18 protein-coding genes and 1 tRNA gene are annotated in these 21,629 nt (G+C 64.3%); 7 read left to right on the top strand and 12 right to left on the bottom strand.

The genetic code is table 11. From position 1 onward, the window contains the following. Positions 1 to 40: 40 nt before the first annotated feature. Positions 41 to 247, top strand: a complete 207-nt coding sequence (locus tag AC1DPX_RS05180; RefSeq protein ID WP_027145959.1) for a DUF1737 domain-containing protein — start codon at positions 41 to 43, stop codon at positions 245 to 247. Between the two features lie 24 nt (positions 248 to 271). On the opposite strand, the gene AC1DPX_RS05175 is transcribed toward AC1DPX_RS05180, so the two are convergent. Further along, on the bottom strand, positions 272 to 694 hold the full coding sequence (locus tag AC1DPX_RS05175) for a metallopeptidase family protein (protein ID WP_032932314.1): 423 nt from the start codon (positions 692 to 694) through the stop codon (positions 272 to 274). Positions 695 to 876: 182 nt separating this feature from the next. Here AC1DPX_RS05175 and AC1DPX_RS05170 point away from each other — a divergent pair, with 182 nt between their 5' ends. The 3 genes from AC1DPX_RS05170 to AC1DPX_RS05160 are packed head-to-tail and all read left to right on the top strand — an operon-like array spanning position 877 to position 6,687. Next, positions 877 to 1,917: an ImuA family protein gene (locus AC1DPX_RS05170; RefSeq protein WP_477235049.1), complete on the top strand. Its 1,041-nt coding sequence runs from the start codon at positions 877 to 879 to the stop codon at positions 1,915 to 1,917. After that, complete coding sequence (locus AC1DPX_RS05165; RefSeq protein ID WP_244730669.1) at positions 1,859 to 3,334, top strand: DUF6504 family protein; 1,476 nt, start codon at positions 1,859 to 1,861, stop codon at positions 3,332 to 3,334. Before AC1DPX_RS05170 ends, AC1DPX_RS05165 begins: the two co-directional genes overlap by 59 nt. Next, a complete protein-coding gene (locus AC1DPX_RS05160) occupies positions 3,331 to 6,687 on the top strand; it encodes an error-prone DNA polymerase (RefSeq protein WP_477235047.1) in 3,357 nt (1,118 codons plus the stop codon). Before AC1DPX_RS05165 ends, AC1DPX_RS05160 begins: the two co-directional genes overlap by 4 nt. 202 nt (positions 6,688 to 6,889) lie before the next feature. Here the strand turns inward: AC1DPX_RS05160 and AC1DPX_RS05155 are convergent, their stop codons facing one another. From AC1DPX_RS05155 to AC1DPX_RS05140, 4 genes are all read right to left on the bottom strand, one after another. Continuing rightward, complete coding sequence (locus tag AC1DPX_RS05155; protein WP_202357121.1) at positions 6,890 to 7,129, bottom strand: Trm112 family protein; 240 nt, start codon at positions 7,127 to 7,129, stop codon at positions 6,890 to 6,892. 9 nt (positions 7,130 to 7,138) lie between these two features. Then, positions 7,139 to 7,810: an LON peptidase substrate-binding domain-containing protein gene (locus tag AC1DPX_RS05150; protein WP_027047556.1), complete on the bottom strand. Its 672-nt coding sequence runs from the start codon at positions 7,808 to 7,810 to the stop codon at positions 7,139 to 7,141. 121 nt (positions 7,811 to 7,931) lie between these two features. Beyond that, positions 7,932 to 8,936 (bottom strand): thioredoxin, encoded by a 1,005-nt coding sequence (gene trxA / locus AC1DPX_RS05145; protein ID WP_202357120.1) that lies wholly within the window; start codon positions 8,934 to 8,936, stop codon positions 7,932 to 7,934. Between the two features lie 82 nt (positions 8,937 to 9,018). Further along, on the bottom strand, positions 9,019 to 9,516 hold the full coding sequence (locus AC1DPX_RS05140; protein WP_202357119.1) for a prolyl-tRNA synthetase associated domain-containing protein: 498 nt from the start codon (positions 9,514 to 9,516) through the stop codon (positions 9,019 to 9,021). Between the two features lie 212 nt (positions 9,517 to 9,728). Here AC1DPX_RS05140 and AC1DPX_RS05135 point away from each other — a divergent pair. Continuing rightward, positions 9,729 to 9,803, top strand: a tRNA-Gly gene (locus tag AC1DPX_RS05135). Positions 9,804 to 10,073: 270 nt separating this feature from the next. Then, positions 10,074 to 10,604 carry a hypothetical protein gene (locus tag AC1DPX_RS05130; protein ID WP_202352176.1) on the top strand — a complete coding sequence of 177 codons (531 nt, stop codon included), beginning with the start codon at positions 10,074 to 10,076 and terminating at the stop codon, positions 10,602 to 10,604. A 39-nt stretch (positions 10,605 to 10,643) separates the two neighbouring features. On the opposite strand, the gene AC1DPX_RS05125 is transcribed toward AC1DPX_RS05130, so the two are convergent. After that, the gene (locus tag AC1DPX_RS05125; RefSeq protein WP_477235045.1) at positions 10,644 to 11,429 is read right to left on the bottom strand and encodes a SapC family protein; all 786 of its coding nucleotides are present in this window, start codon (positions 11,427 to 11,429) and stop codon (positions 10,644 to 10,646) included. Positions 11,430 to 11,716: 287 nt separating this feature from the next. Here AC1DPX_RS05125 and AC1DPX_RS05120 point away from each other — a divergent pair, with 287 nt between their 5' ends. Beyond that, positions 11,717 to 11,986 (top strand): DUF6916 family protein, encoded by a 270-nt coding sequence (locus AC1DPX_RS05120; protein ID WP_477235043.1) that lies wholly within the window; start codon positions 11,717 to 11,719, stop codon positions 11,984 to 11,986. Positions 11,987 to 12,206: 220 nt separating this feature from the next. On the opposite strand, the gene AC1DPX_RS05115 is transcribed toward AC1DPX_RS05120, so the two are convergent. The 6 genes from AC1DPX_RS05115 to AC1DPX_RS05090 all read right to left on the bottom strand — a co-directional run bounded on the left by AC1DPX_RS05115 (position 12,207) and on the right by AC1DPX_RS05090 (position 21,628). Beyond that, positions 12,207 to 12,743: a GNAT family N-acetyltransferase gene (locus AC1DPX_RS05115; protein ID WP_477235041.1), complete on the bottom strand. Its 537-nt coding sequence runs from the start codon at positions 12,741 to 12,743 to the stop codon at positions 12,207 to 12,209. A gap of 12 nt (positions 12,744 to 12,755) precedes the next feature. Continuing rightward, a complete protein-coding gene (locus AC1DPX_RS05110; protein ID WP_477235039.1) occupies positions 12,756 to 13,034 on the bottom strand; it encodes a hypothetical protein in 279 nt (92 codons plus the stop codon). Between the two features lie 21 nt (positions 13,035 to 13,055). Further along, positions 13,056 to 13,577 carry a phage tail protein gene (locus AC1DPX_RS05105; protein ID WP_477235037.1) on the bottom strand — a complete coding sequence of 174 codons (522 nt, stop codon included), beginning with the start codon at positions 13,575 to 13,577 and terminating at the stop codon, positions 13,056 to 13,058. Between the two features lie 10 nt (positions 13,578 to 13,587). After that, a complete protein-coding gene (locus tag AC1DPX_RS05100) occupies positions 13,588 to 14,091 on the bottom strand; it encodes a phage tail protein (RefSeq protein WP_477235035.1) in 504 nt (167 codons plus the stop codon). Between the two features lie 12 nt (positions 14,092 to 14,103). After that, a complete protein-coding gene (locus AC1DPX_RS05095) occupies positions 14,104 to 14,601 on the bottom strand; it encodes a phage tail protein (RefSeq protein WP_477235033.1) in 498 nt (165 codons plus the stop codon). A gap of 139 nt (positions 14,602 to 14,740) precedes the next feature. After that, positions 14,741 to 21,628, bottom strand: coding sequence for a hypothetical protein (locus tag AC1DPX_RS05090; protein ID WP_477235031.1), 6,888 nt, complete (start codon positions 21,626 to 21,628; stop codon positions 14,741 to 14,743). Position 21,629 lies beyond the last annotated feature (1 nt).

Below are 21,629 nucleotides of genomic sequence, written 5' to 3'. Positions count from 1 at the left end.
ATGCTCGCGGGCTATGGCACTTACGACAGGACTTGAGACAATGAAACTCTACCGCTTTCTGACCGCCCCCGACGACGCCAGCTTCTGCCACAAGGTGACGGCGGCGCTGAACAAGGGCTGGCACCTGTTCGGCTCGCCGACCTATGCCTATGACAAGAAGGCGAAAACCATGCGCTGTGGCCAGGCCGTGGTGAAGGACGTCGATGGCCAGGAATACGGGCCGGATACGAAGCTCAGCGACTGGTAGAGGCTAGCTGCCTTCCTCTCTTCGTCATTCCGCCGCCTCTTCGATCTTCTCCATATCATCGTCCGACAGGCCGAAATGGTGGCCGATCTCGTGGATCAGCACATGGGTGACTATGTCGCCCAGCGTCTCCTCGTTCTCGGCCCAGTAGTCGAGCATGGCGCGGCGGTAGAGCGTGATGCGGTTCGGGCCTTCGCCGGTCTGCGGGTTCCAGCGCTCGGCGATGCCGCGCCCCTCGAACAGGCCGAGCAGGTCGAACGGCGTCTCCAGCGACAGGTCGTCCATGATCTCGTCGGTCGGGAACTCGGCGATCTGGATGACGATCTCGCCGGTCAGCTTGCGAAAGTCCTCCGGCAGATGGGCGTAGGCCTCCAGCGCCAGGAACTCCATCTCCTCCATCGAGGGCGCGAGTTCGCCATGCCAGGTGCGGGTTTTGTAGATGCGGGCCATGCTTTGTCCTTTGACCCGGCATATAGGCTTTCGCACCGGTCGAGGCAAATGAAGCGGCCCATACGCCCATGCCGCACAGGGCCTGCAGGAATAAATTCCTTGTGACTCTGCTTGACTCTTCAGGTTGCCTCTGGAATCTATAGGAACATAACAGGAACAATTGTGAGTGGACACTGACCGTCATGGCGATATCAGCCGTGGCGCGGGAGACTGTTTTTGCCCTGCGCCGCCAGATCGCGAAGATCGAGGGAACGCTGCCAGAGCGCCTGCAGGCGCCGGCCGGCGCGCCGCTTGATGCCGACGCCAGCGCCGATGCCACACCCGGCAGCGCCGATCTCACGATCGTCCGGCGCGGCCTTGCCGCGGCCCTGCCGGATGCCTTCCTGCCGATCGGCATCGAGCGGCTCGATGACGCCTTGAGCGGCGGCCTGCCGAAAGCGGCGCTCAGCGAAATCCATGGCCTGGAAACCCGAGATGCCGGAGCCGTCGCCGGCTTCGCCCTCTCGCTCACCAGCCTGATCCTCAAACAGGCGCAAGGGCTGCCCATCCTATGGATCGGCACCACGGAAATCTTCCGCGAGGCGGGCTTTCCCTATGCAAGGGGACTGCAAGCCTCGTTCGGCATCGAGCCTGAGCAATTGCTGTTTTCCGAGGCGCCAAAGCTCGTCGACGCATTGTGGGTCGCCGAGGAAGCGGCACGGATGACGGCGCTCGCCGCCGTCATCCTGGAAATTCGCGGCAACCCGCAGCGGCTGGACCTGACCGCGACGCGCCGGCTGCATGCGAGGGCGCAAAGTGCCGGCCGCCCGGTATTCCTGCTGCGGCAGGCGGCCGAACCCGAACCGACGGCGGCGCCCGTCCGCCTCATCGTCTCCTCGGCGCCGGCCGTGCCGCGCGCCACGGTTGCCGGGCCGCTCGCCGGATCGATCGGCCGCCCGGCCTTCACCATCACCATCGGCAAGAGCCGCACGGCCCTGCCTGGACAATTCACACTGGAGTGGAACCCCGATGAACGCGTATTCGACGAAAGAAGGGGCCAACGGACAGAGAATCCTGTCCCTGTGGTTTCCCTATCTGGCGGCCGAAAGGATCCTGCGGCAGCGTCTGGGGCGATCCTGGCGTTCCCGGCCGTCGGATCACCCGGCGCCATCGCACCCGCCACTGGTGATCAGCCACCGCCAGGGCAACGCCCAGCGCATCTCAGCCCTCGACGAGCGGGCTGAGGCGCTGCACCTGAAGCGCGACATGGGCATTGCCGATGCGCGCGCCATGCATCCCTCGATCGACATCGTCGAGGCCGATCCGGAGGCCGACCGGCGCCTGCTCGAAGGCCTTGCCGACTGGTGCGACCGCTATACCCCGCTGGTGGCGCTGGACGGGGCGGACGGCCTGTTCCTCGACGTCACCGGCTGCACACATCTGTTCGGCGGCGAACGCGCCATGCTGGACGATATCCTGTGGCGCTTCTTGCACCAGGGGTTCGATGTCCGCGCCGGCCTTGCCCCGACGCCGGGGGCGGCCTGGGCGGCGGCCCGCTTTTGCGGCGACCGCATCGTTGTTTCAGGTGAGGAGGAAGCGCTGATGGCGCCTTTGCCGCTCGCGGCATTGCGCATCGCGCCGGAGACCCGCGCCAGCCTGGAAAGTGTCGGCCTGCGCACGGCGGGCGCCGTCATGGCCGCCCCGCGCGCGCCGCTTGCCCGCCGCTTCGGCGCCACCTTGCTGCTACGCCTCGACCAGGCGCTTGGCCGCCTCGACGAGGCGGTCTCGCCGCGCCTTCCCGTCGCGCCGCTTTCGGTCGAGCGGCATCTCGCCGAGCCCGTTACGCTCACCGAGGACATCGAGCGGCTGGTCGGCCTGCTGGCGACGACCTTGAAGAGCGATCTCGAGCGCCGCGGCGAGGGCGCCCGGACGCTGGCGCTGCTGCTCTTCCGCGTCGACGGCGCCGTCAGCCGCATCGCCTTGGGCACTTCGCGGCCGATGCGCGATCCCCGGCTGATCCAGAAGCTGTTCCATGAAAGGCTGGCGGCACTCGAGCAGGACATCGACGCCGGCTATGGCTTCGACCTGGTGCGGCTTTCGGTGCTGGCGGCCGCCGCCTTCGACATGGCGCAGGCCGATCTGACCGGCGAGGTGACCGATGACGGCGCCGACATCGCGCTGTTCGCCGACCGCATCCGCGCCCGGCTCGGCGAGGGCGCGGTGCTGCAGCCGGTCGCGGTCGAAAGCCATCTGCCGGAGCGCGCCGTCGCCATCGTCCCCTTCAGCGAAGCGCCGCGCCGGACCACGCCGCCGAAGAGACCGGACAGGGTGCAGGCGCCCAAAACCATCTTCCCGCCGGAACGGCCGATCCGCCTGTTTCGCGCCCCCGAGCCCATCGAGGTGCCGGCCACCGAAATGCCGGAGGGACCGCCGCTTAATTTCCGCTGGCGGCGCGCGCTCTACCGCGTCACCCGTGCCGAGGGTCCCGAACGCATCGCCGCCGAATGGTGGCGCGAGGCGCCGAGCGACGCGGCCGCATCGACGCGCGACTATTTCCGCATCGAGGATGCCGAAGGCCGCCGCTACTGGCTCTACCGGCAAGGCCTTTACGGCGGCTCGCAAGCCGCGCCGCGCTGGTTCATGCATGGGGTCTTCGCATGAACGCGCTGACCGTCATCCCCTATGCCGAGTTCGGCATCCAGTCGAATTTCTCCTTCCTGCGCGGTGCGTCCAAGCCGGAGGAGTTGGTGGTCGCGGCCAAGCTCATGGGTTTTTCGGCGATCGGTCTTGCCGACCGCAACACGGTGGCGGGCGTCGTGCGCGCCTGGCAGCAGGCCAAGGTCGAGAAACTTGTCTATCACCCCGGCTGCCGGCTGGTTTTTGCCGACGGCACGCCTGACATTCTCGCCTATCCCAGGGATCGAGCCGGCTGGGGGCATCTGTGCCGCATGCTCACCCAGGCCAATCTGCGCGAGGAGACCGAAAAGGGCGCGACGCTGGTCCAGCGCGGCGACCTGTTCGAATGGGGGGATCTGATGTCGCTGGCGGTCCTGCCCGACCTGGCGGCGGGCGCTGAAGACGGTCTTGCCGGGCTTGCCCAGCTCAAGGACCGCTTCGGCAGGGCCCTGCGGCTTGGCGTCTCACCCTGCTATGCCGGCAATGACCGTTTCCGCATCGAGCAGGCGGCGGCAATGTCCGAAATGACCGGCATCCCGCTGATGGCGACCAACGATGTCCTCTACCACACCGCCGAACGGCGCCCGCTGCAGGACGTGCTGACCGCGATCCGCCTCAACACGCCCGTCGCCGAGGTCGGGCTGGAACTGACCGCCAATGCCGAACGCCATCTGAAGCCGCCGCTGGAAATGGCCCGGCTGTTCCGCAGGCATCCGCGGGCACTGGCCGAGACGTTGCGGTTCGCCGAAGAGCTGACCTTCTCGCTCAGCGACCTCCAGTACAATTATCCCGACGAGCCGACGGAATCGGGTCTCGGGCCGCAGGCCGAGCTGGATAGGCTGGCGCGGGAGGGGGCGGCGCGGCGCTATCCCTCGGGCGTGCCCGCTTCGGTGATCAAGCGCATCGAGGAAGAGCTCGTTCTGATCGAGCGCCTCAACTATGCCCGTTACTTCCTGACCGTCTACGACATCGTCAAATTCGCCCGCAGCCAGGACATTCTCTGCCAGGGTCGTGGTTCGGCTGCCAATTCGGTGGTTTGCTTCTGCATTGGCATCACCGAAGTGGGACCCGAGAAAATCGATTCGCTTTTCGAGCGCTTCATTTCCGAGGAAAGGAACGAACCTCCAGACATCGACGTCGACTTCGAGCACGAAAAGCGCGAAACCGTCATCCAGTACATCTACGAGAAATACAGCTCCAAGCGAACCGCACTCGCCGCCGCCGTCATCAGCTATCGCGGCCGCTCGGCGCTGCGCGAAGTATCGAAGGCCATGGGCCTGTCGGAGGATGTCCGGGCATCGCTGTCCGGCTCGATCTGGGGCTGGTCGACCTCGGAACTCGGCGAGAAGGAAGCCCGCGCCGGCGGTCTCGACCGCACCGACCCGGTGTCGCAGCATGTGATGGAACGCGCCAATGAGATCATGGGCTTTCCCCGCCATCTCTCCCAGCATGTCGGCGGCTTCGTCATCACCAGGGACCGGCTCGACGAGATCGTGCCCATCGTCAAGACGGCGATGGACGAGCGCAAGATGGTCGAATGGGACAAGGACGATCTCGACGCGGTGAAGATCCTGAAAGTCGATGTGCTGGCGCTCGGCATGCTGACCTGCCTGCAGCGCGCCTTCACCTTGCTTACGGACCATTATCCGAGGGCACGGGATGACTATGGCCAACCCTATGTGCTGGCCACCTTGCCGCCGGAAGACAGGCGCGTCTACGACATGATCGGCCGCGCCGACACGCTCGGCGTCTTCCAGATCGAGTCTCGCGCCCAGATGTCGATGCTGCCAAGGCTCAAACCAAAGGATTTCTATGACCTCGTCATAGAGGTGGCGATCGTGCGGCCCGGCCCGATCCAGGGCGACATGGTCCACCCTTATCTGCGCCGCCGGCAAGGCAAGGAAAAGCCCGAATATCAAAAGCCGGAGCTGGAAGCGATCCTGAGCAAGACACTTGGTGTGCCCCTGTTTCAGGAACAGGCTATGAATATCGCTATCGTCGCCGGCGGTTTCAAACCGGGCGAGGCCGATGAACTGCGCCGCGCCATGGCCACCTTCAAGCGCACCGGCACCATCGGCAATTACCGCGACCGTATGATCAACGGCATGGTCGGCAAGGGCTACACCAGGGACTTCGCCGAGCGCTGCTTCAAGCAGATCGAGGGTTTTGGCGAATATGGCTTTCCCGAGAGCCACGCCGCCTCCTTCGCCTTGCTCGTCTATGCCTCCTGCTGGTTCAAGACCTTCTATCCCGACGTGTTCTGCGCCGCGATCCTGAATTCGCAGCCGATGGGGTTCTACCAGCCGGCCCAGCTGGTGCGCGACGCGCGCGATCATGGCGTCGACATCCGCGACGTCGACGTCAATTTCTCCGTCTGGGACTGCACCCTGGAAAAAGCGCCTTTCGATCCGGCCCGCATCCTGCCGCGCCATGCTGAGATGCGCGGCGTCATCGAGACGAGCCATGCGGTGCGGCTCGGCTTCCGGCAGATCAAGGGCCTGTCCGAAGAACGCATGGAGCAATTCGTCGCGCGACGCGGCTCAGGCTACTCGACCGTCCGGGATGTCTGGCTGCGTTCAGGCCTCGATGTCGGCGAGATCGAGCGCCTGGCCCAGGCCGACGCCTTCCGCTCGATCGGCCTCGACCGCCGTGCCGCACTGTGGGAGGTGCGGGCGCTGGGCGCCAGGAGTGCCGCCGAAAAGCTGCCGCTGTTCGACCAGCCGGCGCTGCGCCTGCGCGAACTGGAGCCGGAGACGAAGCTGCCGAAAATGCCGCTCGGCGAGCATGTCATCCACGACTACCGCTCGCTCGGCCTGTCGCTGAAGGCGCATCCGGTCGCCTTCCTGCGCGAACGGCTCGACCGTGCCGGCGTCACGCCCAATGCCAACCTGCCATCGGTGCGCGACGGCAGGCGGGTCTCCGTCGCCGGTCTGGTGCTGGTGCGCCAGCGTCCCGGCAAGGGCAATGCGATCTTCCTGACGCTGGAGGACGACAAGGCCGTCGCCAACGTCATCTTCTGGGAGCGGACCTTTACCCGCTTCCGCCCCATCGTCATGGGCGCGCGCTTCGTCAAGGTCAGCGGCAAATTGCAGTCGGAATCCGGTGTCATCCATATCGTCGCGGAAAAGATCGAGGACCTGACGCCCTGGCTGACCGTGCTTCTGGAGAAGGTCAGCGGGGCCGGGCAGGCGGAGGCCCAGCCGATGGCGAACGCCAGAGAGGCAGGCTCGGATCGCCCCAGCCGGCCCGAGATAGGGAAGGCGCCGGCAAGGCACGACCTCGCAACACTGTCGGAAGAGGCGGAAAGCGTCATGCCCAAGGGCCGCAATTTTCAGTAGGGCTGTCGCGCTTGGCGACCGTCAGCATTTGGCGGCGCGGCAGGGGTATATCGAGATTCAGGTCAGGCCGAGCCGAAAATGCCGAGAACCGGAGCGGAGCGTACTTTTCGTACGTGAGCACAGTTCTACTGGGACGCAGTAGAACGGGGAAGCGCAGGTATCACCCGTTTGCAGGCCGGCCTCACCTGAATATCGACATACCCTAAGGCCCACCCAGCCTCGGCGGCGCCAGCACATCCTCCGCCGACAGTGTCCGCGCCTCGGAAGGCAGCATGATCGGGATGCCGTCGCGCACCGGATAGGCGAGCTTGGCGACCCGCGAGATCAGCTCACCACGCTCCGGATCCCAGGCCAGCGGCCCCTTGGTCAGCGGGCAGGCCAAAAGCTCCAGCAGCTTCGGATCGACATCGATCTTCTTTCCGTCACGCCCATCCGCCGCCATCGTGCCCTCTCATTGAAGACTTGAACCAAAATCCTCATTCTCGCGCGCCAGCGCCATTTCGGTGATGGCGATCAGCGTCTCGGCCCGCGTCTTCAGGTCGGCGGCTTCAAGCAGCGCCTGTTTCTCGGCCGGCCCGTAGGGCGCCATCATCGACAGCGCGTTGACCAGCATGGCATTTTCGGCGCGGCTGACGCTTTCCCAGTCGGCCTCGAGATCATTGGCTTGAAGATAGGCGCGAAACGCCTTGAGCAGCGCCGGCCGGTCGATCTCGTTGGCCGCCGGATCGTCATCGAGATCGGCGAGGAAGGGCGCCGGCTTGGCCTGGCGAAACGGCGTCTTGACCGTCAGTTCATGGGCGATGCGGAAGCGGAACACGCCCTGCAGCGAAATCAGGTAACGGCCGTCGCCGGTCTCGGAGAAGGCAATGATGCGGCCGGCACAGCCGACATTGCAAAGCTCCGGCTCGCCATCCTCGCGCAGCGCGCCGTCGAGACGCGGCTGGATCACGCCGATCAGCCGCGAGCCGGCGACCGCTTCATCCACCATCTGCAGATAGCGCGGCTCGAAGATGTTGAGCGGCATGCGGCCGCCCGGCAGCAAAAGCGCCCCCTCGAGCGGAAAGATCGGGATCGTCGACGGCAGATCCTTGGCCAGCCGGTAATGCGCGTTTCCCGCTTGCACCACATTCCTCCGATCGACTTCTTGCGCCCGCCGCCGGGATCGTCGGCTAGGCCGAAGTCAGCTTCCTAATCTGGCGCGGCCGCCGCCGACCACAAGCCCGTGCGACGAAACAGCCTCCGGCTCAGGAAAACAGCAGCGCCGACAATTTGCGCCGCGCGGCCAGCGTCGCCTCGTCGGTCATGCCCCAGGCCTCGAAGAATTGCAGCAACTGCGCCCTCGCGCCATCCTCGTTCCAGCCGCGATCGGCCTTGATGATGGCCAGCAGATTGTCGGCTGCCGCCGTGCGTTCGCCCCTGGCGTTCTGGATCATGGCCAGGTCGAAACGCGCCTGATGGTCTTTCGGGTTTTCGGCCAGGCGGCGCTCGAACTCGGCCGGATTGCCCAGCTCCGCCGCTTGCGCGGCCAGCGCCATCTTGGCGCGCAAGGCGGCAAGAACTGGCGCGTCCTTCTTGGCCTCGGGTGCTGTTGCCAGCAAGGCCTCGGCGCCTTGCGTGTCGCCGGCCTCGAACAGCAGATCGCCCAGCCCGGCGATCGCCTCGATCGTCTCCGGCGCCTGCGCCAGGATGGCGTCGAAAATGTCGGCGGCGGTCTGCATGTCGCCGGCGTCGCGCGCTTCCGCTGCCGCTGCCAGCGCCTCGGCCACGGCCGCAGCACCATTGCCCTTGCCGCCGACCTTGGTGATGAATTCGTTGATCTGGCTCTCCGGGATGGCGCCCATGAAGCCGTCGACCGGCTGGCCGTCCTTGAAGGCGATGACCGCCGGAATGGACTGGATGCCGAGCTGGCCGGCGATCGAAGGATGATCGTCGATGTTCATCTTGACCAGCTTGACCTTGCCGCCGGCGGCCCGGACCGCCTTTTCCAGCTGCGGCGTCAGCTGCTTGCAGGGGCCGCACCACGGCGCCCAGAAATCCACCAGCACCGGCTGGCGGCGCGATTCCTGGATGACGTCGGCGGCGAAGGCCGCGGTCGTGGTGTCCTTTATGACATCGGCCGGGGGCGCGGCCGGCGCATCGCCAAGCGAGACCTTTGCCGGCGCGGGGGGCGCTGCGCCATACTGAACGGTGGTGGCATACTGGCCGCCGCTGCTGCCGAATGACCCGCCAAACGGCTTGTTGTCGCTCATCTCGTCACCCTTTCGGTCGCGCCGCCGGCCCGCGGGGTCGGCGCCATGTCGTTGGAAGTCGGTTTCGCCATGCATGTGGCGATCAAGCCGAGACTTTCAAGATAGCAGCATCGTGCCCGGTTGCCTCGACGAATCTGATGAGATCGGCAGCGGCGATCGATGTCGTCGCCTCATTGGTCAGCGGATGCGCGTTGATGACGGCATGCGCCATCAAATCCTCGTCGAGCACCAGCTTCACGCGCTTTGCCGTGTCGTTGATGACGCCGAAGACGGTGACGGCGCCCGGCGAGACGCCCAGAAGCTCCATCAGCATCTCCGGCTTGCCGAAGGAAACACGGCCGGCGGCGCCGATCAGCTGGTGGATCTGCTTCAGGTCGACGACCGCGTCCTCGCCGACAGTGACCAGGAAGAAATTGTCCTTCTTGTCCTTCAGGAACAGGTTCTTCGTGTGCCCGCCGGCGATTTCGCCGCGCAGCGCCTGCGAATCGGCCACCGTGTAGAGCGGCGCATGGCGTTTCGTCGAAACGGCGATGCCGAGTTCGGCGAGAAAGGCAAAAAGTTCGGCTTCGGTCTTCGGCATCGATCGTCTTCTTCGTCGTTTTCCCGCCTTGCCGTTTACGGCCAATGCGGTGGCCGACACAAGGCCATCGCGCAACGGCGTGGCGAAATCCGCGCGTTGCGGGCGGTTTGCCAGCATCGTTTGGCATGTTGCAAAAAGCCTGCGATTTCCCTGTTGCAATCGCCGCGCTCTTAAGCCATATAGGCCCGGCTTGCGGCCAAGACGCCGTGTGAGCGGGTGTAGCTCAGGGGTAGAGCACAACCTTGCCAAGGTTGGGGTCGAGCGTTCGAATCGCTTCACCCGCTCCAATTTCCTCCAGGGAAATCAAGCATCGAAAAGCCGCGGTTAGCCGCGGCTTTTTCGCGTTTTAGGGCGGTTGAGATCGCGGTTGCCTGAATGCACGGGCTACCGCGCAGTCCGTTCGTGGCTTCGACGCAGTTTGAAATCGCAGCGTCGAGCCGGTGTGCAGCGCCCTCCATGCAGAGCCGAGCAAGCGCCGGTCTTGTCATCAAAGAGCCAAGGTAAAGCAGTGAACGTTATTTATTTGATGCTTAACGCGATGACGCTATAAGGAATAGATGGCCGTTACCCCCGACGAAACAACACCATCACTGCAACCAATTAACTGGGATGCAATTTTTTCCGAAGTGAATTCCTGGCGTGGTGCTTGTATGCACCATTTTTCAATGGTCGAAGCAGCGGCGACCGAAACACTGCTTGCGTTGAGCGCCACGGCACAGGGCGGGATTGCAGTGCGCCTGCGACATCTGATCGGGCAAAGGTTCGAAGACTTGGCAGCGGCGATCAGCCCCGACGGTCCATTTGGTGAGGCGGGTCAGCGCGCCCTTACCGAACTTTCAAAGTATCGCGAAAAGCATGAGACCTTCCGCACCCTGCTATGTCACGGAATGTTCAAGGTGACGGTTGAGCATAACGGCCAATGGACTTTAATCATTCGATCGCTGTCGATCCGCTCGCGTCAGCCTGACCGCACCATACTGGTGTTAGAGCACTCTGAGGCCGAAGCCAGACTGGCAGCCCTAAAACATGACGGGCAAAAACTCGCGTCGATTCTTGGCCAGCTTCGTAAGGTCACAGCCATAATTTAAGTCTCATCCGGCCTGGAGACGATCGGCCTCATTTCGACCTCACCCCGCCTTGCGCAGCGATGCCTGGTGCACCAGCGATGTCCAGCTGTTGGTCGAGGCGAGGTGGCAGTAGAGCAGGCCGAGCGCGCCGGATTTTCTCAGGTCGAGGAAGGCCTCGTCGCTCAATTTGTTGAAGGCCGGCTCGTCGATCACCTGGAAGTCGGTGAGGTTGAGCACTTCGCCGCCTTCCAGCGTCACCTTGCTCTGGCGCGGCGCGAACAGGCCATGCGCGTCGATCTTGTCGATCATTTCGCGCGTGGCGCGGAAGTCGATCTGGAACTGGTTGCAGAAAGCGAGCGCCTGCTTCGTCGCCTCGGTCGGCTCGGTGCCGCTGAAGAACGGCGCGATCTTGTCTTCGCGCAACGGCGCCATGAGCTGGTCGATGACCCGTTCGCTGGCCCGGTCCACGCACAGCGTCAGCCGGCCTGCCGTGGTCGGATCCTCGGCAAGGATGAAGGGATAGCGGCGGACATAGGCGGGGATGTAATGCGGCGCGGTCCACCTTCCGTCGGCATCGACGAACAGGTTCTCGCCCTGGCGCACGCCGGTGATGATGACAGGTGATTTGGCCGGGCCGATGAAGACGATCGGGTAGGAGCGCATCGCCGCCGGCATTTCCGATGCTACCACCGGGATGGCATGCGCGGCTCGCGCGAAGGCAAAGTCGCCGCGCGCGGTCAGGCCAAGTGACGCGTGCCGCGCCGGGTTGAGCGCTTCGGGCCTGGAATAGAACAGCGGCATGGCATCCGCCTGCGCCGCCTCCGTCTTTGCCGCGATATCAGCCATGGTCCGTCCCTTTCTCCCGCCGGCTGATCGCGCCGGCTGTTCCGCATCAGACCCCAAGACTGGCATCTGCTCTTGTTGCGCTGATCTTGGTTGGGCCAAGACTCCGGCGCGGGAACAAAGTACTACAGTGTCCGTGGCGCGCATAAAAGCACGACGCTTGCGGTATTTTTGCGCTTTGCCCCGGCGAATTGTCTCGTCCAAAGCCCGGGGCTGCCGCCGGCCTATGGACAGCCTGCCGCGAAGCGGCGAGATTGCGCCGGCAAGGCAAGTGGAATGAGGCGGATGGCATGGCGTCGCTAGCGGATTTCGAACAGGGGCAGGAATTCACCGTGGAAGCCGGCGGCCAGTGGGTCTCGTTGGAACTGAGCGCGGTCAAACCTATTCCCGCCAGCCCGCGTCCGGGCGGCGGCTTTTCGCTGATGTTCCTGGGCCCGCGCGAAACGCCGCTGCCGCAGGCGACCTATCGCTTCACCGGCACAAGCGGGGTGCACGACATCTTCATCGTCCCGGTCGCCGCCGACGCGACCGGGCGGCTTTACGAGGCGGTGTTCAATTAGCACACGGTTCTGGGCGACATGCATGGAGGCCCTACCGGATTGTGACTGGGCCGAATGTGACAATCTTTACCGTCGGCGCTGCCCCTCACTGTCCTGCCGGACATCTCTCCCCGTAAACGGGGCGAGAGGATTTAGCTGCGACGCCGGCGCATTCTCGGCAACGCTTGTGATTGGCGAAACCGTTGATGACAGGCAGATGAGGGGCGGCGCCGCCCGTCGATCATGGAGTGCTCGCGCCAGGCGGCGAAGACATCATCAGATCGTAGACACCCTTGTCCTCGACCACCGTGAAGCCGAGCTCGACATAGAGGAGCCTGGCCGGATTGTTCTTCTCGACATGGATCGATGCTGATTTGCCGGCAAACCATGTCTCGTCGATCAGGTCGCGCAGCAGCGCCGAGCCGTATCCCTTGCGGCGATGCTCCGGCAGGAAAGCGATGTCGATGATGCGGTGCTGGCTCGGCCAGCGCTCGATATAGAGGCGGCCAATGTCCTGCCCGGCCCGCTCCACCACCAGCCAGTCGGCCTCGGGATAGTGTTTTCTGTAGTGCGCGTGCTGCGCCTGGAACTGCATGTCGAGGAAAGCGGCCTTCTGCGCCTCGCTCCAGTCCGTCACGGCGAGTTCTTCCAGGCGCGTCGAGGCATAGAGACGCGACAGGAACGGCAGATCCGCATCGGTCGAGGCACGAAAGGCGAGCCCGGCCTCGCGCGACCGGGACCAGACCGGAGAAACCTGTTCCAGGACGGGGTCAGCCATGCTGCCGGCGCGTCAGACTGGCGGCGTCAGGTCGCGCACCACGACGATCTGCTTGAGGTTGTTGTCGGTCAGCGACGTCTGAGCTTTCTGTATCAACTGGCCCTCGGCGGAATCGATGCGCACCACCGTCAGCCGCGACAGTTCGAAGAACGATGCGCCCGCCGGCATGCTCTGGAAGACAGGCGCGGGTCCGGACTGCCGCGGGCCGGCTTCCCTTGCTTTGGGGGCGGCCTTGGGCGCTGGCTTCTTTGCCTTGGAGGTCGATGCTTGTGACGCTGCTTTCTTGGCCATCGTGTCAGTCGCGCCCTGGCTTCAGGTTCTCGGCGGGAAGACGCCTTGCAGCGCAATGCAGAAATAGCAGGTCAGATAGGGCTGCATATTGTTGTGCGGCTGGTCGCCGCCGATCGGCCGCACCGCCTGATCGCTGAGCGGCGTCAAAGTGGCCGTCGCAGAATAGGACGTCCCGGGAGACGTACGCGCGAAGGATCGCGCCGGACCTGGCGCCGCCAGATTCGCGGGATTGATGTTCGCCATCAAGGTGTGCCCGTGCTGCGGCATCTCCGATATCAGCAACTGCACCGTCTCCGAACCACCTGTCTCGCCGAGATCGTGCAGCGAAAGCCCTGGTCCTTGCCCCGGATGCATCGGCGCGCTGCCTTGCAAATCGGGCAAGGCGAAGTTGGACTTGCCGTCGCCGCCGTAGGTGGTGCCCAGCAGCGAGAACAGCGCGGTGTTCTGCGACAGCGGCAACAACTGACCATCGCACCAGGCCCAGCCCTTAGGTGCGAAATTGAACGGAAAGATGCGGATTTCGGCGACGAACGGGTCAGCCATGGCGGTCCTCTTAGGTCGGCGACGGGAAGATCCCGAACAGCGAAATGATGAAATTGACGCAGAGATAGGGCTGGAAGTTCGTGTGCGGCTGGCTGCCGCCAGTTTGCCCGGCGGTTTGCGGGGACATCGGCGAAGCCGCCGGCGCCTCACGATAGATCTGCGACGCGCCGACCTGCCCGCTCATGTTGCCGGTGGGGGTGCTCGACGCGGCATTGTTCTGCGAAGCAAGGAAGGCATGCGTGTGCGAAGGGATCTGCTGGGCTGTAAGCGTGACTTCTTCCACGCCGCCGGTCTCGGCAAGAATGAAATCAGTGCTCTGATGAACCGGAAGGCGACCACGCAGATCAGGCAGCGCGAACGTGCTCTGGCCGTCGCCGCCATAGGTGGTGCCGATCAGGTTGAACAGGGTCTCGTTCTCCGAGATTGGCAGCAGCTGCCCTTCGCAGAACATCCAGCCGGCTATCGCAAAATTGCCGGCAAACATGCGAATTTCGCCAACGTAGGGTTGTGCCATGGTTGCTTTTCCTCAGTTCGGCGACGGGAAAATGCCCTGCAGGGCAATGCAGAAGCTCAGGGTCAGGAATGGCTGCATGTTGATATGCGGCTGGTTGCCGCCGACAAGGGCCAGCGTACTAGGGTCCATCGCCGTAGGATTGGCAGGCGCCGTATAGGTGTTGGCAACGGTTGCCAGCAAATTGCCGGTGGGCGCCGGCACGTCGGCGTTGGCGGTCGTGGCCTGCTCGACATGGCTATGAAACGGCAATTCCCCGATCAAAAGCGTGTGCGCCTGCTCGCCGCCGCGTTCACCCAGCGTGTGGCCACTGCCGACATGGATCGGCACGCGCCCGCGATAGTCGGGGAGCGCGAAATTCACCCGACCATCACCGCCGAAGGTGGTGCCCAGAAGCGAGAACAGCCCCTGGTTTTGGTTGATCGGCAGAAGCTGGCCGTTACACAACGCCCAGCCCTTCGGTGCAAAGACGAAAGACATGATTCTGATTTCGGAAAGAAATGGTTCCGACATCGCCGCCCCCTCATTGTTGGCACATACTAACCCACAATTATAAACTTACGCAACGTTAGAAGGCGCTCAAATAAAAGAATTTTTTTAACTTGGCTTTTATTAAAACTAGCCGGCTTCTGGTTGAAGCCAGCTCGAAAGCTTATGGCGCGACCACCGCCGGCAGTGCCGGCAAGCTGCCAACCAACGTTATCGGACCACTTCCGCCTGTCGTATCCACCACCGGTGAACCATTGTTGTCGTCGGCGATCACACCTTGGGCAGTGCCTGCGCCTGAACCGTTCGTCGAAAGGTTCAGGTGCGTGGCGGCGTTGAAATTGCTCAATGAAACATCGACCGCGTAGAGCGCGTTGTGCGTCAGCGTGTTCTTGCTGCCCGCACCTCCGGTGCCGGTGCCAATGACGACATTTGTCGTGCTCGTGTCGGTCGCGGTTGCGCCATTGTCGACAAGCAGCGCAGCAAACGGAAACGAGCTCGTCGGCGACGATACGGTGTTGCCGTAGATCGAGGCGTTCATCGTCGCGCTGCCATCATTGTTCTGCAGGTGGATACCGACGTTGCCGACACCGGTGATGGTGTTGTTCTGGATCAGGGTCGTCAGTGTCCCGGTGCCTGCCGAGCGAACGAAAATACCGTCGGAATTGGAATTCAGTTTCGAAGGTCCAATCGCGTTGCTGGCGATCGTGCCGGACATGGTGCCGTTGTCCTGGCCCTTGGCGACGAAGATGCCGACCGTGTCGAATGCATTGGCGCCGCCATCCGTCAGAATATTGTGCGAGATGTCAAAGGTCGTATGCGCGGCGGAGGCAAGGCCGCCGGAGCCGCTGCGGATATCGACCGCCGTGCCGCCGCCGGGAACGATCGCCTGGCCATTGTGGAATGTGTTGCTGCGTACGACGGCATCCATCGTCGCATTGTTATTGGCAAGGAACGCGATGAAGTCGGCGCGCGTGCCGGCGAAGGTGCTGTTGGTCAGTGTGTAGTTGGCGGTCGCGCTGTTGTAGACCTGCCCTCGGACATTGTCGTTTCCGGTCGCTCCAATGAGGCCGAATGTGATGTTGTCCATCGTCAGCCGGGTCAGCGTACCGCTGGTGTTGTAAAGGTCGATGTTTTCATCAAAGCCGCCGGAGATGCTGGAGTTGGTGATCGAGCTGGTCCCGAGCAGATTGTCGAAGCGGATCGAGCTTTCCTCACGGTCACCGGCATTGTTGGAGCCGTTGGTGCCGTTGATGGTCGTGCCGGTCATCGTGAAGTTGGTGACCGTGTTGCCGTAGACGGCGAAGTTCGTGAAGTCGTTCAGCTGCATGTTGGCCAGCGACACGTTCGACGTGTTGCGCAGGAAGATACCGGTGCCGTTGGTGCCGGACGCGGTCTGGCCACTGGCATCCGAGCCGGTCAGGATATCGGCGCCGGTCTTGTTCGAGATCGTGCCGCCGGAGCCGGCCGAGCCTGTTCCCGTCACCGTCAATCCGCCGCTCGATCCGGTGTTGTCAAGCACGATGCCGGCATTGCCACTCGAGCCGGTGGCCGAGATGCTCCGGAAGATCAGCCCCGTGGCACCGATCGTCGTGTTTGCGACGTTGAGCGCGGTGCCGGTCGTCGACGCAATGGTGTTGCCGGTGCCCTGCACCGTCACGGTGCCGCCGCCGGTGGCGTTGAAGCCGGTGGCGCTGGTGGTGTTGATCACTAGACCGCCGCCGGTGAAGTTGACCGTCGCGCCGGTGTTGCTCGTCAGGTTGACGGCGGTGTTGGCTCCGGTGGTCAGCGTTTTGCTGGTGCCCGAGAAATTGATCACCGCCGTGCCCGAATTGCCGCTGACATCGATGCCGTTGGCGGCAGCGCCAGTGGCGCTCAGATTGCCGCTGAAAGCAACGGTTCCGGCAGTGCGGCCACTGACCTGGACTATGTTGCCGGCCGTGGTCTTGGTCACCGACGCGGCGATGGTGACGGCGCCCGTGCCGCCATTGATGTCGACGCCGACGCCGGTCGGGTCGTTCGTCGCGCCGATCGAGCCGCCATTGACGTTGACCGCATTGGTGTTGTTGTCGATCCTGATCCCGGCCAGCGTCGTGTTGTCGATCGTCACCGTCGTGAAGGTCACCGCGCCATTGGCGCCGCTGAGCAGGATGCCGTTGCCGGCGGTCGCAGCGATCGTAGCCGACGTAAAGTTGAATGTTGCGCTGGAGCCGTTGATCTCGATGCCATCGCCGCCGCCGGACGTGCCGGCAACGGTGACTGCGCCGCCGTTGAATGTGCCGCCGCTGACATTGGTCAGGTTGATCGGATCGGCGGCGACCGAGGCGGTGGACTGCAGCGTGGCGAAGGTGACGCCGCTGCCGCCGACGGCCACGCCGTTCCAGTTCAGGATCTGACCCGATGACGTCTGGATGGTGTTGCTTGCGCCCGTGACATTGACCGTGCCGCCGCCGGTGGCGTTGAAGCCGGTGGCGGTGGTGGTGTCGATGTTGAGGCCGCCGCCGGTGAAGTTGACCGTCGCGCCCGTGTTGTTGCTCAGGTTGACGGCGGTGGTGGTTCCGGTGTTCAGCGCGCTGTTGGCGCCGGAGAAGGTGATCGTGCCGCCGGTGTTGTTGCTGACGTCGATGCCGTTGGCAGTGCCGACACTCTGGTCCGCGCTCAGGGTTCCGCTGAGCGTGACGATTCCACCGGTACGGCCGCTGATCTGAACGACGTTGTTGGCAACGGTTCCCTTCGACACCGACGCCGCGATGGTGACGTTGCCAGAGCCGCCATTGATGTCGATGCCGATACCCTGGACAGCGCCAAACCCGCCGATCAGACTTGTGTTGTCGCTGATCGTGACCGCGCCGGTGTTGTTGTCGATCCTGATGCCGCCGCCGGTGGCCGTGCCCGTCTGATCCGCGATCGTCACCTTGGCGAAGTTCACCGTTGCGCTGGTGCCGTTGAGGAAGATGCCGTTGGAGTTGGTGCCGCCTGGGACGCTGAGCGTGCCCCCATTGAAGGTGCCGCCGTCGACATTGGTCAAATTGACCGCATCGCCGCCGGTGACTTTGGTGTCCGCTGTCATCGTGTTGAAGGTTGCGCCGCTGGCGCCGACCGTCATGCCGTTCCAGACCAGGAGCTGGCCGCCCAAGGTCGTGTGGATCGTGTTGGTGCCGGTAACGTTGATCGTGCCGCCGCCCGTCGCGCCAAAGCCGAGGCCCGACGTGGTGGTGATTCCCAGACCGCCGGCGAAATTGACAGTGGCGCCGGTGTTGGTCGCCAGATTGACCGCTGTGTTGACGCCTGTGGAAAGCGTCATGGCGCCGTTGAAATTGAAGGTGCCGCCGGTGTTGCCATGGACATAGATGCCGTTGTCGTTGTTGCCCGTGGCGCTGAGCGCGCCCGACAACGTGACCGTGCCGCCGGTGACGCCGGAGATGTCGACGATCTTGCCGGCGGTGGTCTTGGTGACCGAGCCGCCATAGCTGACGGTCGGGGCGCCGCCGTTGAGCAGGAACGCGACGCCCGCTGCACCCGTGAGTGAGCCCGTGCCGAGGCCAACCGTGCCGCTGACGTTCGTCAGGCTGACATTGTTGGTGCCGCCGCCGGAGGATGTCGAGTCCAGCGCGATGGTGGCTGCGACGCCGGAGAGGCTGATCGCCTGACCGAGGGTCGAATTCACCGTCTCGGCGCCGCCAGTTGCGGTGATACCCATCGTGGCGCCGCCCGATCCGCCAATACCGATGCCGGTCGTGGTGTCGATGGTCAGGCCACCGGTGAAGCTGGTCGTGCCACCGTTCTGCGACAGACCGATGCCGCTCGTCGTGTCGATGTTGGCGAGGCCGGTGACGTTGAGCGTGCCGGAGGCGACATGGATGCCGCCACCGGCCGCGGCTGCGTTGTTCACCGTCACCGTGTTGAAATTAAAGGTGCCGGTGTTGGTGTTGATGGCGTCGATGCCGAAGCCCGTCGTGCTGGAAATGCTCGTCGCGCCGGTGACGGTGAAGGTGCCGGCAACGCCGTCGAAGATGATGCCGCTGGCGCCGCCGGTGGCGGTCACGCTGCTGAACGTCATGCCAACGGTCAGCGGATCGAGATACAAGGCCGTGCCGCCCGTGGTGTCGACGACGCCACCGGTGTTGTTCAGCGAGAAGGTCGTGCCGGCACCCTTGGTGTCGACCAGGACGCCCGTGCCGCCATTGTTGGCGACGTTGAGCGTGGTGAAGTTCAGCGTGCCAATCGAATTGACCAGGATCAGGCCTTCGCCCTGAACGCGTGCCCCCGTGGTGCCGACCGTCAGCGTGCCGCCAGCGGCGCCGCTGAAATGGACGTTGTCGAACAGGATGCCGCCGCCGGTGCCACCAAGCACCGTGTTGCCGGCAAACGAATTGACCAGGATGGAGTTCGTGGTCGCGGAGAGGTTTTCGCCATTGAGCGAGACCGCGGCACCGGCGCTGCTGCGCTGGAAAATGTTGCCGTCGATGCCGAGCTGCAGCATGTCGGCCGTGCCGCCCGTCGTGCCGAGGCTGAGTGCCGCGCCGCCGACAGAGGCGATGTCGTTGTCCCGCAGGACGAAACTGGAGGCGCCCGCCGCATTGACGGCAACGCCGGCGCCGCTGCCGAGATTGCGGACGATCAGGTTCTCGATGCCGCCGGTGAAGGTGCCTGTGCCGCTGGTGGCAAAGTTGATCACCGAGGTGGCGTTGTTGCTCTGCAGGATCGGGCGCAGCGTGTCGATGCCGCCCGGCGTCGCGATGATCGGCGAATTCTGCACCGTGGTGAAGTGGAACGCCGCGGATGCGCCGCCGCTGGTGTCGACGCCAAGCGTCGAGACGTCGACGGCCGCGTCGCCGCTCTTGAACGCGAGCAGCACCTGCCCGTCATCGAGGTTGAACGTGGTGCCGCTGAGGTCGATGGTTTCCTGGGCGCCGTTGACGTTCTGGTCGATCAGCACCACGACATTGGCGGTGGACGCCTGTGCTCCCAGATAGCTACCCGGATTGGCGAGGCTGCCATCGCCGGTGCCGCCCGCGGTGACGTAGTAGACGCTGATCGACGCCAGGTTCGCGGTATCGCCGGTGAAATTGACGTCGTTGAAATTGTAGTCGCCGTTGGTCGGCAAAGTGTCGGTGGCGTGGATGACCTGGCCGCCGGTGGTCGCGATCGACGATTCGGCCGGACCCTGGCCGTCGCCGAACACCAGCTTGGCGTTGGTGGCGCTGGAGAACTGCACGCCATAGCCGACATTGGCGATGGTCGAGGTCTGGCCGGCAGGGCCGGGGTTGTTGTTGACGGTGTCGCCGAGCTGGATCGTGCCGGTGCCGGTGGTGCCGGCCATGTCGATGCCGATCGTGCCGGCGAAGCTGCCGCCGTCGACGTCGAAATCGCCCGCCGTGATGTTGCTCGCACCGAGCGCGGCGCCGTTGAGGTCGAGCCCGACGGCGCTCGCGGCATTGAGCCCGATATTGATGCTGGTGAAATTCAGCGTCGAGCCGAGCGTGCCGGAGACATCGACGCCGCGCGAGGTGATGTTCTGCAGGTTGACCGCGCCGAGATTGAGCGTGCCGCCGCTGACATTGTTGAGCGATATGCCGGTCGCCGCGCCATTGCTCGAAATCGTATCGAAATTGATGCCGCCCGCGCCGACCGTGGCGCCGTCGAGCTTGAGCGCCGTGCCCGTGCCGGTGGTGATCGAGTTGCCTGTACCGCTGACGCTGACCGTGCCGGGGCTGAGGGTGCTGGCGGTGAAGCCGGCGCCGCTCGAGGTGGTGATGACGAGGCCGCCATTGGTGAAGTTGAGCGTACCCGTGCCCTGGCCCGCGCCGATGCTGGGGGCCTTGACGATGGCGTCGTTGGTGCCGCTGCTGGTGTTGAATATCTTCGACGTGCCGGAGAAGGTGACCGTTCCCTCGGACGATCCGTCGAACAGCACGCCGACGGCCGTGCCGGTATGATCGATCGTGCTCGAAATATTGTACACGCCCTCGGCGTTGCCGCTGAAGACGAAAGCCGCTGTCCCCGGCAGGGCTACTGCTGTCGTCGAAACGACCGAACCGCTCATGTTCAGATGGGTCCAGTCGCCGCCGCCGGCTTGCAGCACCGTGCCCGTATCGACCTTGATCGAGCCGTTGTAGTTCAGCGTACCGGAAACAAGGTTGTTGCCACCGGACAGGGTTATGGCCGAACCGGTGGTGCTTGTCGTCGCGCCGATGCTGGCGCTGCCGCCATTGCCGCCAACGTTGACGGTCCCGGTCTGGAGGACGGCAAGCGCAATGCCGATCTGGCTGCCATCGATGGTCAAGGTGGATCCGGCGACATTGGCGATGTTTACGGTGCCGACCTGACCGCCGATCTCGAAGCCTTCGTAGCTGACGTCCAGATCGGTCGTGCCGGTGAAATTGACCACGCCCGCGCCGCTCAGGCCGGCCAGCGAGGCACCGATGTAGCCGGTGTCCTTCAACCCGCCAATGTTGACGTCGCCGGCAAGATCGGCAGCCTGCAGCAACACGCCGGCGGCATTGTTGGTCGACGTCGCCGTGATGCTGTCGAAGGTCATGCCGCTGGCGCCGACATTGGTGCCGACAACCACGAGGCCGTCGGCGCCGGAGTTGACCTTGTTGCCGGTCCCGGAGACGGTGATGGTGGCAGGCGGGCCGGGCGGGAAATTGACGACATCCCCGATGGCTTCGAAGCCGGCGCCCGTCGTCGTCGTTATGTCGAGGCCGCCGCCGGTGAAGTTGATCGCGGAGTTCGTATTCGCGCTTGGGGTGCCCAACGGGAAGCCGCCGGGGAAGCCGATGTTGACGCCGTCGGTCGCGCCCGAGCTGATCACCTTGCTCGAGCCCGAGAAGGTGATCGTGGCCGAATCATTGCCGGCGATGAGGATGTTGCCGCCAGCCGTCGCGTTGCTGTCGGCGAGGTTGCCCGACAGCGTCACCGAGCCGCCGGTCATGCTCTGGATCGAAACCGCGGCGCCGGCGCCGTTGGTGGCGATCGTACCACCATAGGAAATCGTCGCGTTGCCGCCGCTGAGCGCGGTCGCCGAGCCGACATTGAACGACGTGCCCAAC

This window comes from Mesorhizobium sp. 01N446, assembly GCF_056399285.1.
Note: the sequence above shows the minus strand (reverse complement) of the source record. Positions and strands in the feature narration are given on the sequence as shown.

Coding starts and splice junctions, on each gene's coding strand:
- AC1DPX_RS05125 (WP_477235045.1), bottom strand. CDS start 11,429: ATGGCTGATATCGCGGCAAAGACGGAGGCGGCGCAGGCGGATGCCATG.
- AC1DPX_RS05100 (WP_477235035.1), bottom strand. CDS start 14,091: ATGGCACAACCCTACGTTGGCGAAATTCGCATGTTTGCCGGCAATTTT.
- AC1DPX_RS05140 (WP_202357119.1), bottom strand. CDS start 9,516: ATGCCGAAGACCGAAGCCGAACTTTTTGCCTTTCTCGCCGAACTCGGC.
- AC1DPX_RS05170 (WP_477235049.1), top strand. CDS start 877: ATGGCGATATCAGCCGTGGCGCGGGAGACTGTTTTTGCCCTGCGCCGC.
- AC1DPX_RS05130 (WP_202352176.1), top strand. CDS start 10,074: ATGGCCGTTACCCCCGACGAAACAACACCATCACTGCAACCAATTAAC.
- AC1DPX_RS05105 (WP_477235037.1), bottom strand. CDS start 13,577: ATGGCTGACCCGTTCGTCGCCGAAATCCGCATCTTTCCGTTCAATTTC.
- AC1DPX_RS05180 (WP_027145959.1), top strand. CDS start 41: ATGAAACTCTACCGCTTTCTGACCGCCCCCGACGACGCCAGCTTCTGC.
- AC1DPX_RS05120 (WP_477235043.1), top strand. CDS start 11,717: ATGGCGTCGCTAGCGGATTTCGAACAGGGGCAGGAATTCACCGTGGAA.
- AC1DPX_RS05160 (WP_477235047.1), top strand. CDS start 3,331: ATGAACGCGCTGACCGTCATCCCCTATGCCGAGTTCGGCATCCAGTCG.
- AC1DPX_RS05115 (WP_477235041.1), bottom strand. CDS start 12,743: ATGGCTGACCCCGTCCTGGAACAGGTTTCTCCGGTCTGGTCCCGGTCG.
- AC1DPX_RS05095 (WP_477235033.1), bottom strand. CDS start 14,601: ATGTCGGAACCATTTCTTTCCGAAATCAGAATCATGTCTTTCGTCTTT.
- AC1DPX_RS05110 (WP_477235039.1), bottom strand. CDS start 13,034: ATGGCCAAGAAAGCAGCGTCACAAGCATCGACCTCCAAGGCAAAGAAG.
- AC1DPX_RS05155 (WP_202357121.1), bottom strand. CDS start 7,129: ATGGCGGCGGATGGGCGTGACGGAAAGAAGATCGATGTCGATCCGAAG.
- AC1DPX_RS05175 (WP_032932314.1), bottom strand. CDS start 694: ATGGCCCGCATCTACAAAACCCGCACCTGGCATGGCGAACTCGCGCCC.
- trxA (WP_202357120.1), bottom strand. CDS start 8,936: ATGAGCGACAACAAGCCGTTTGGCGGGTCATTCGGCAGCAGCGGCGGC.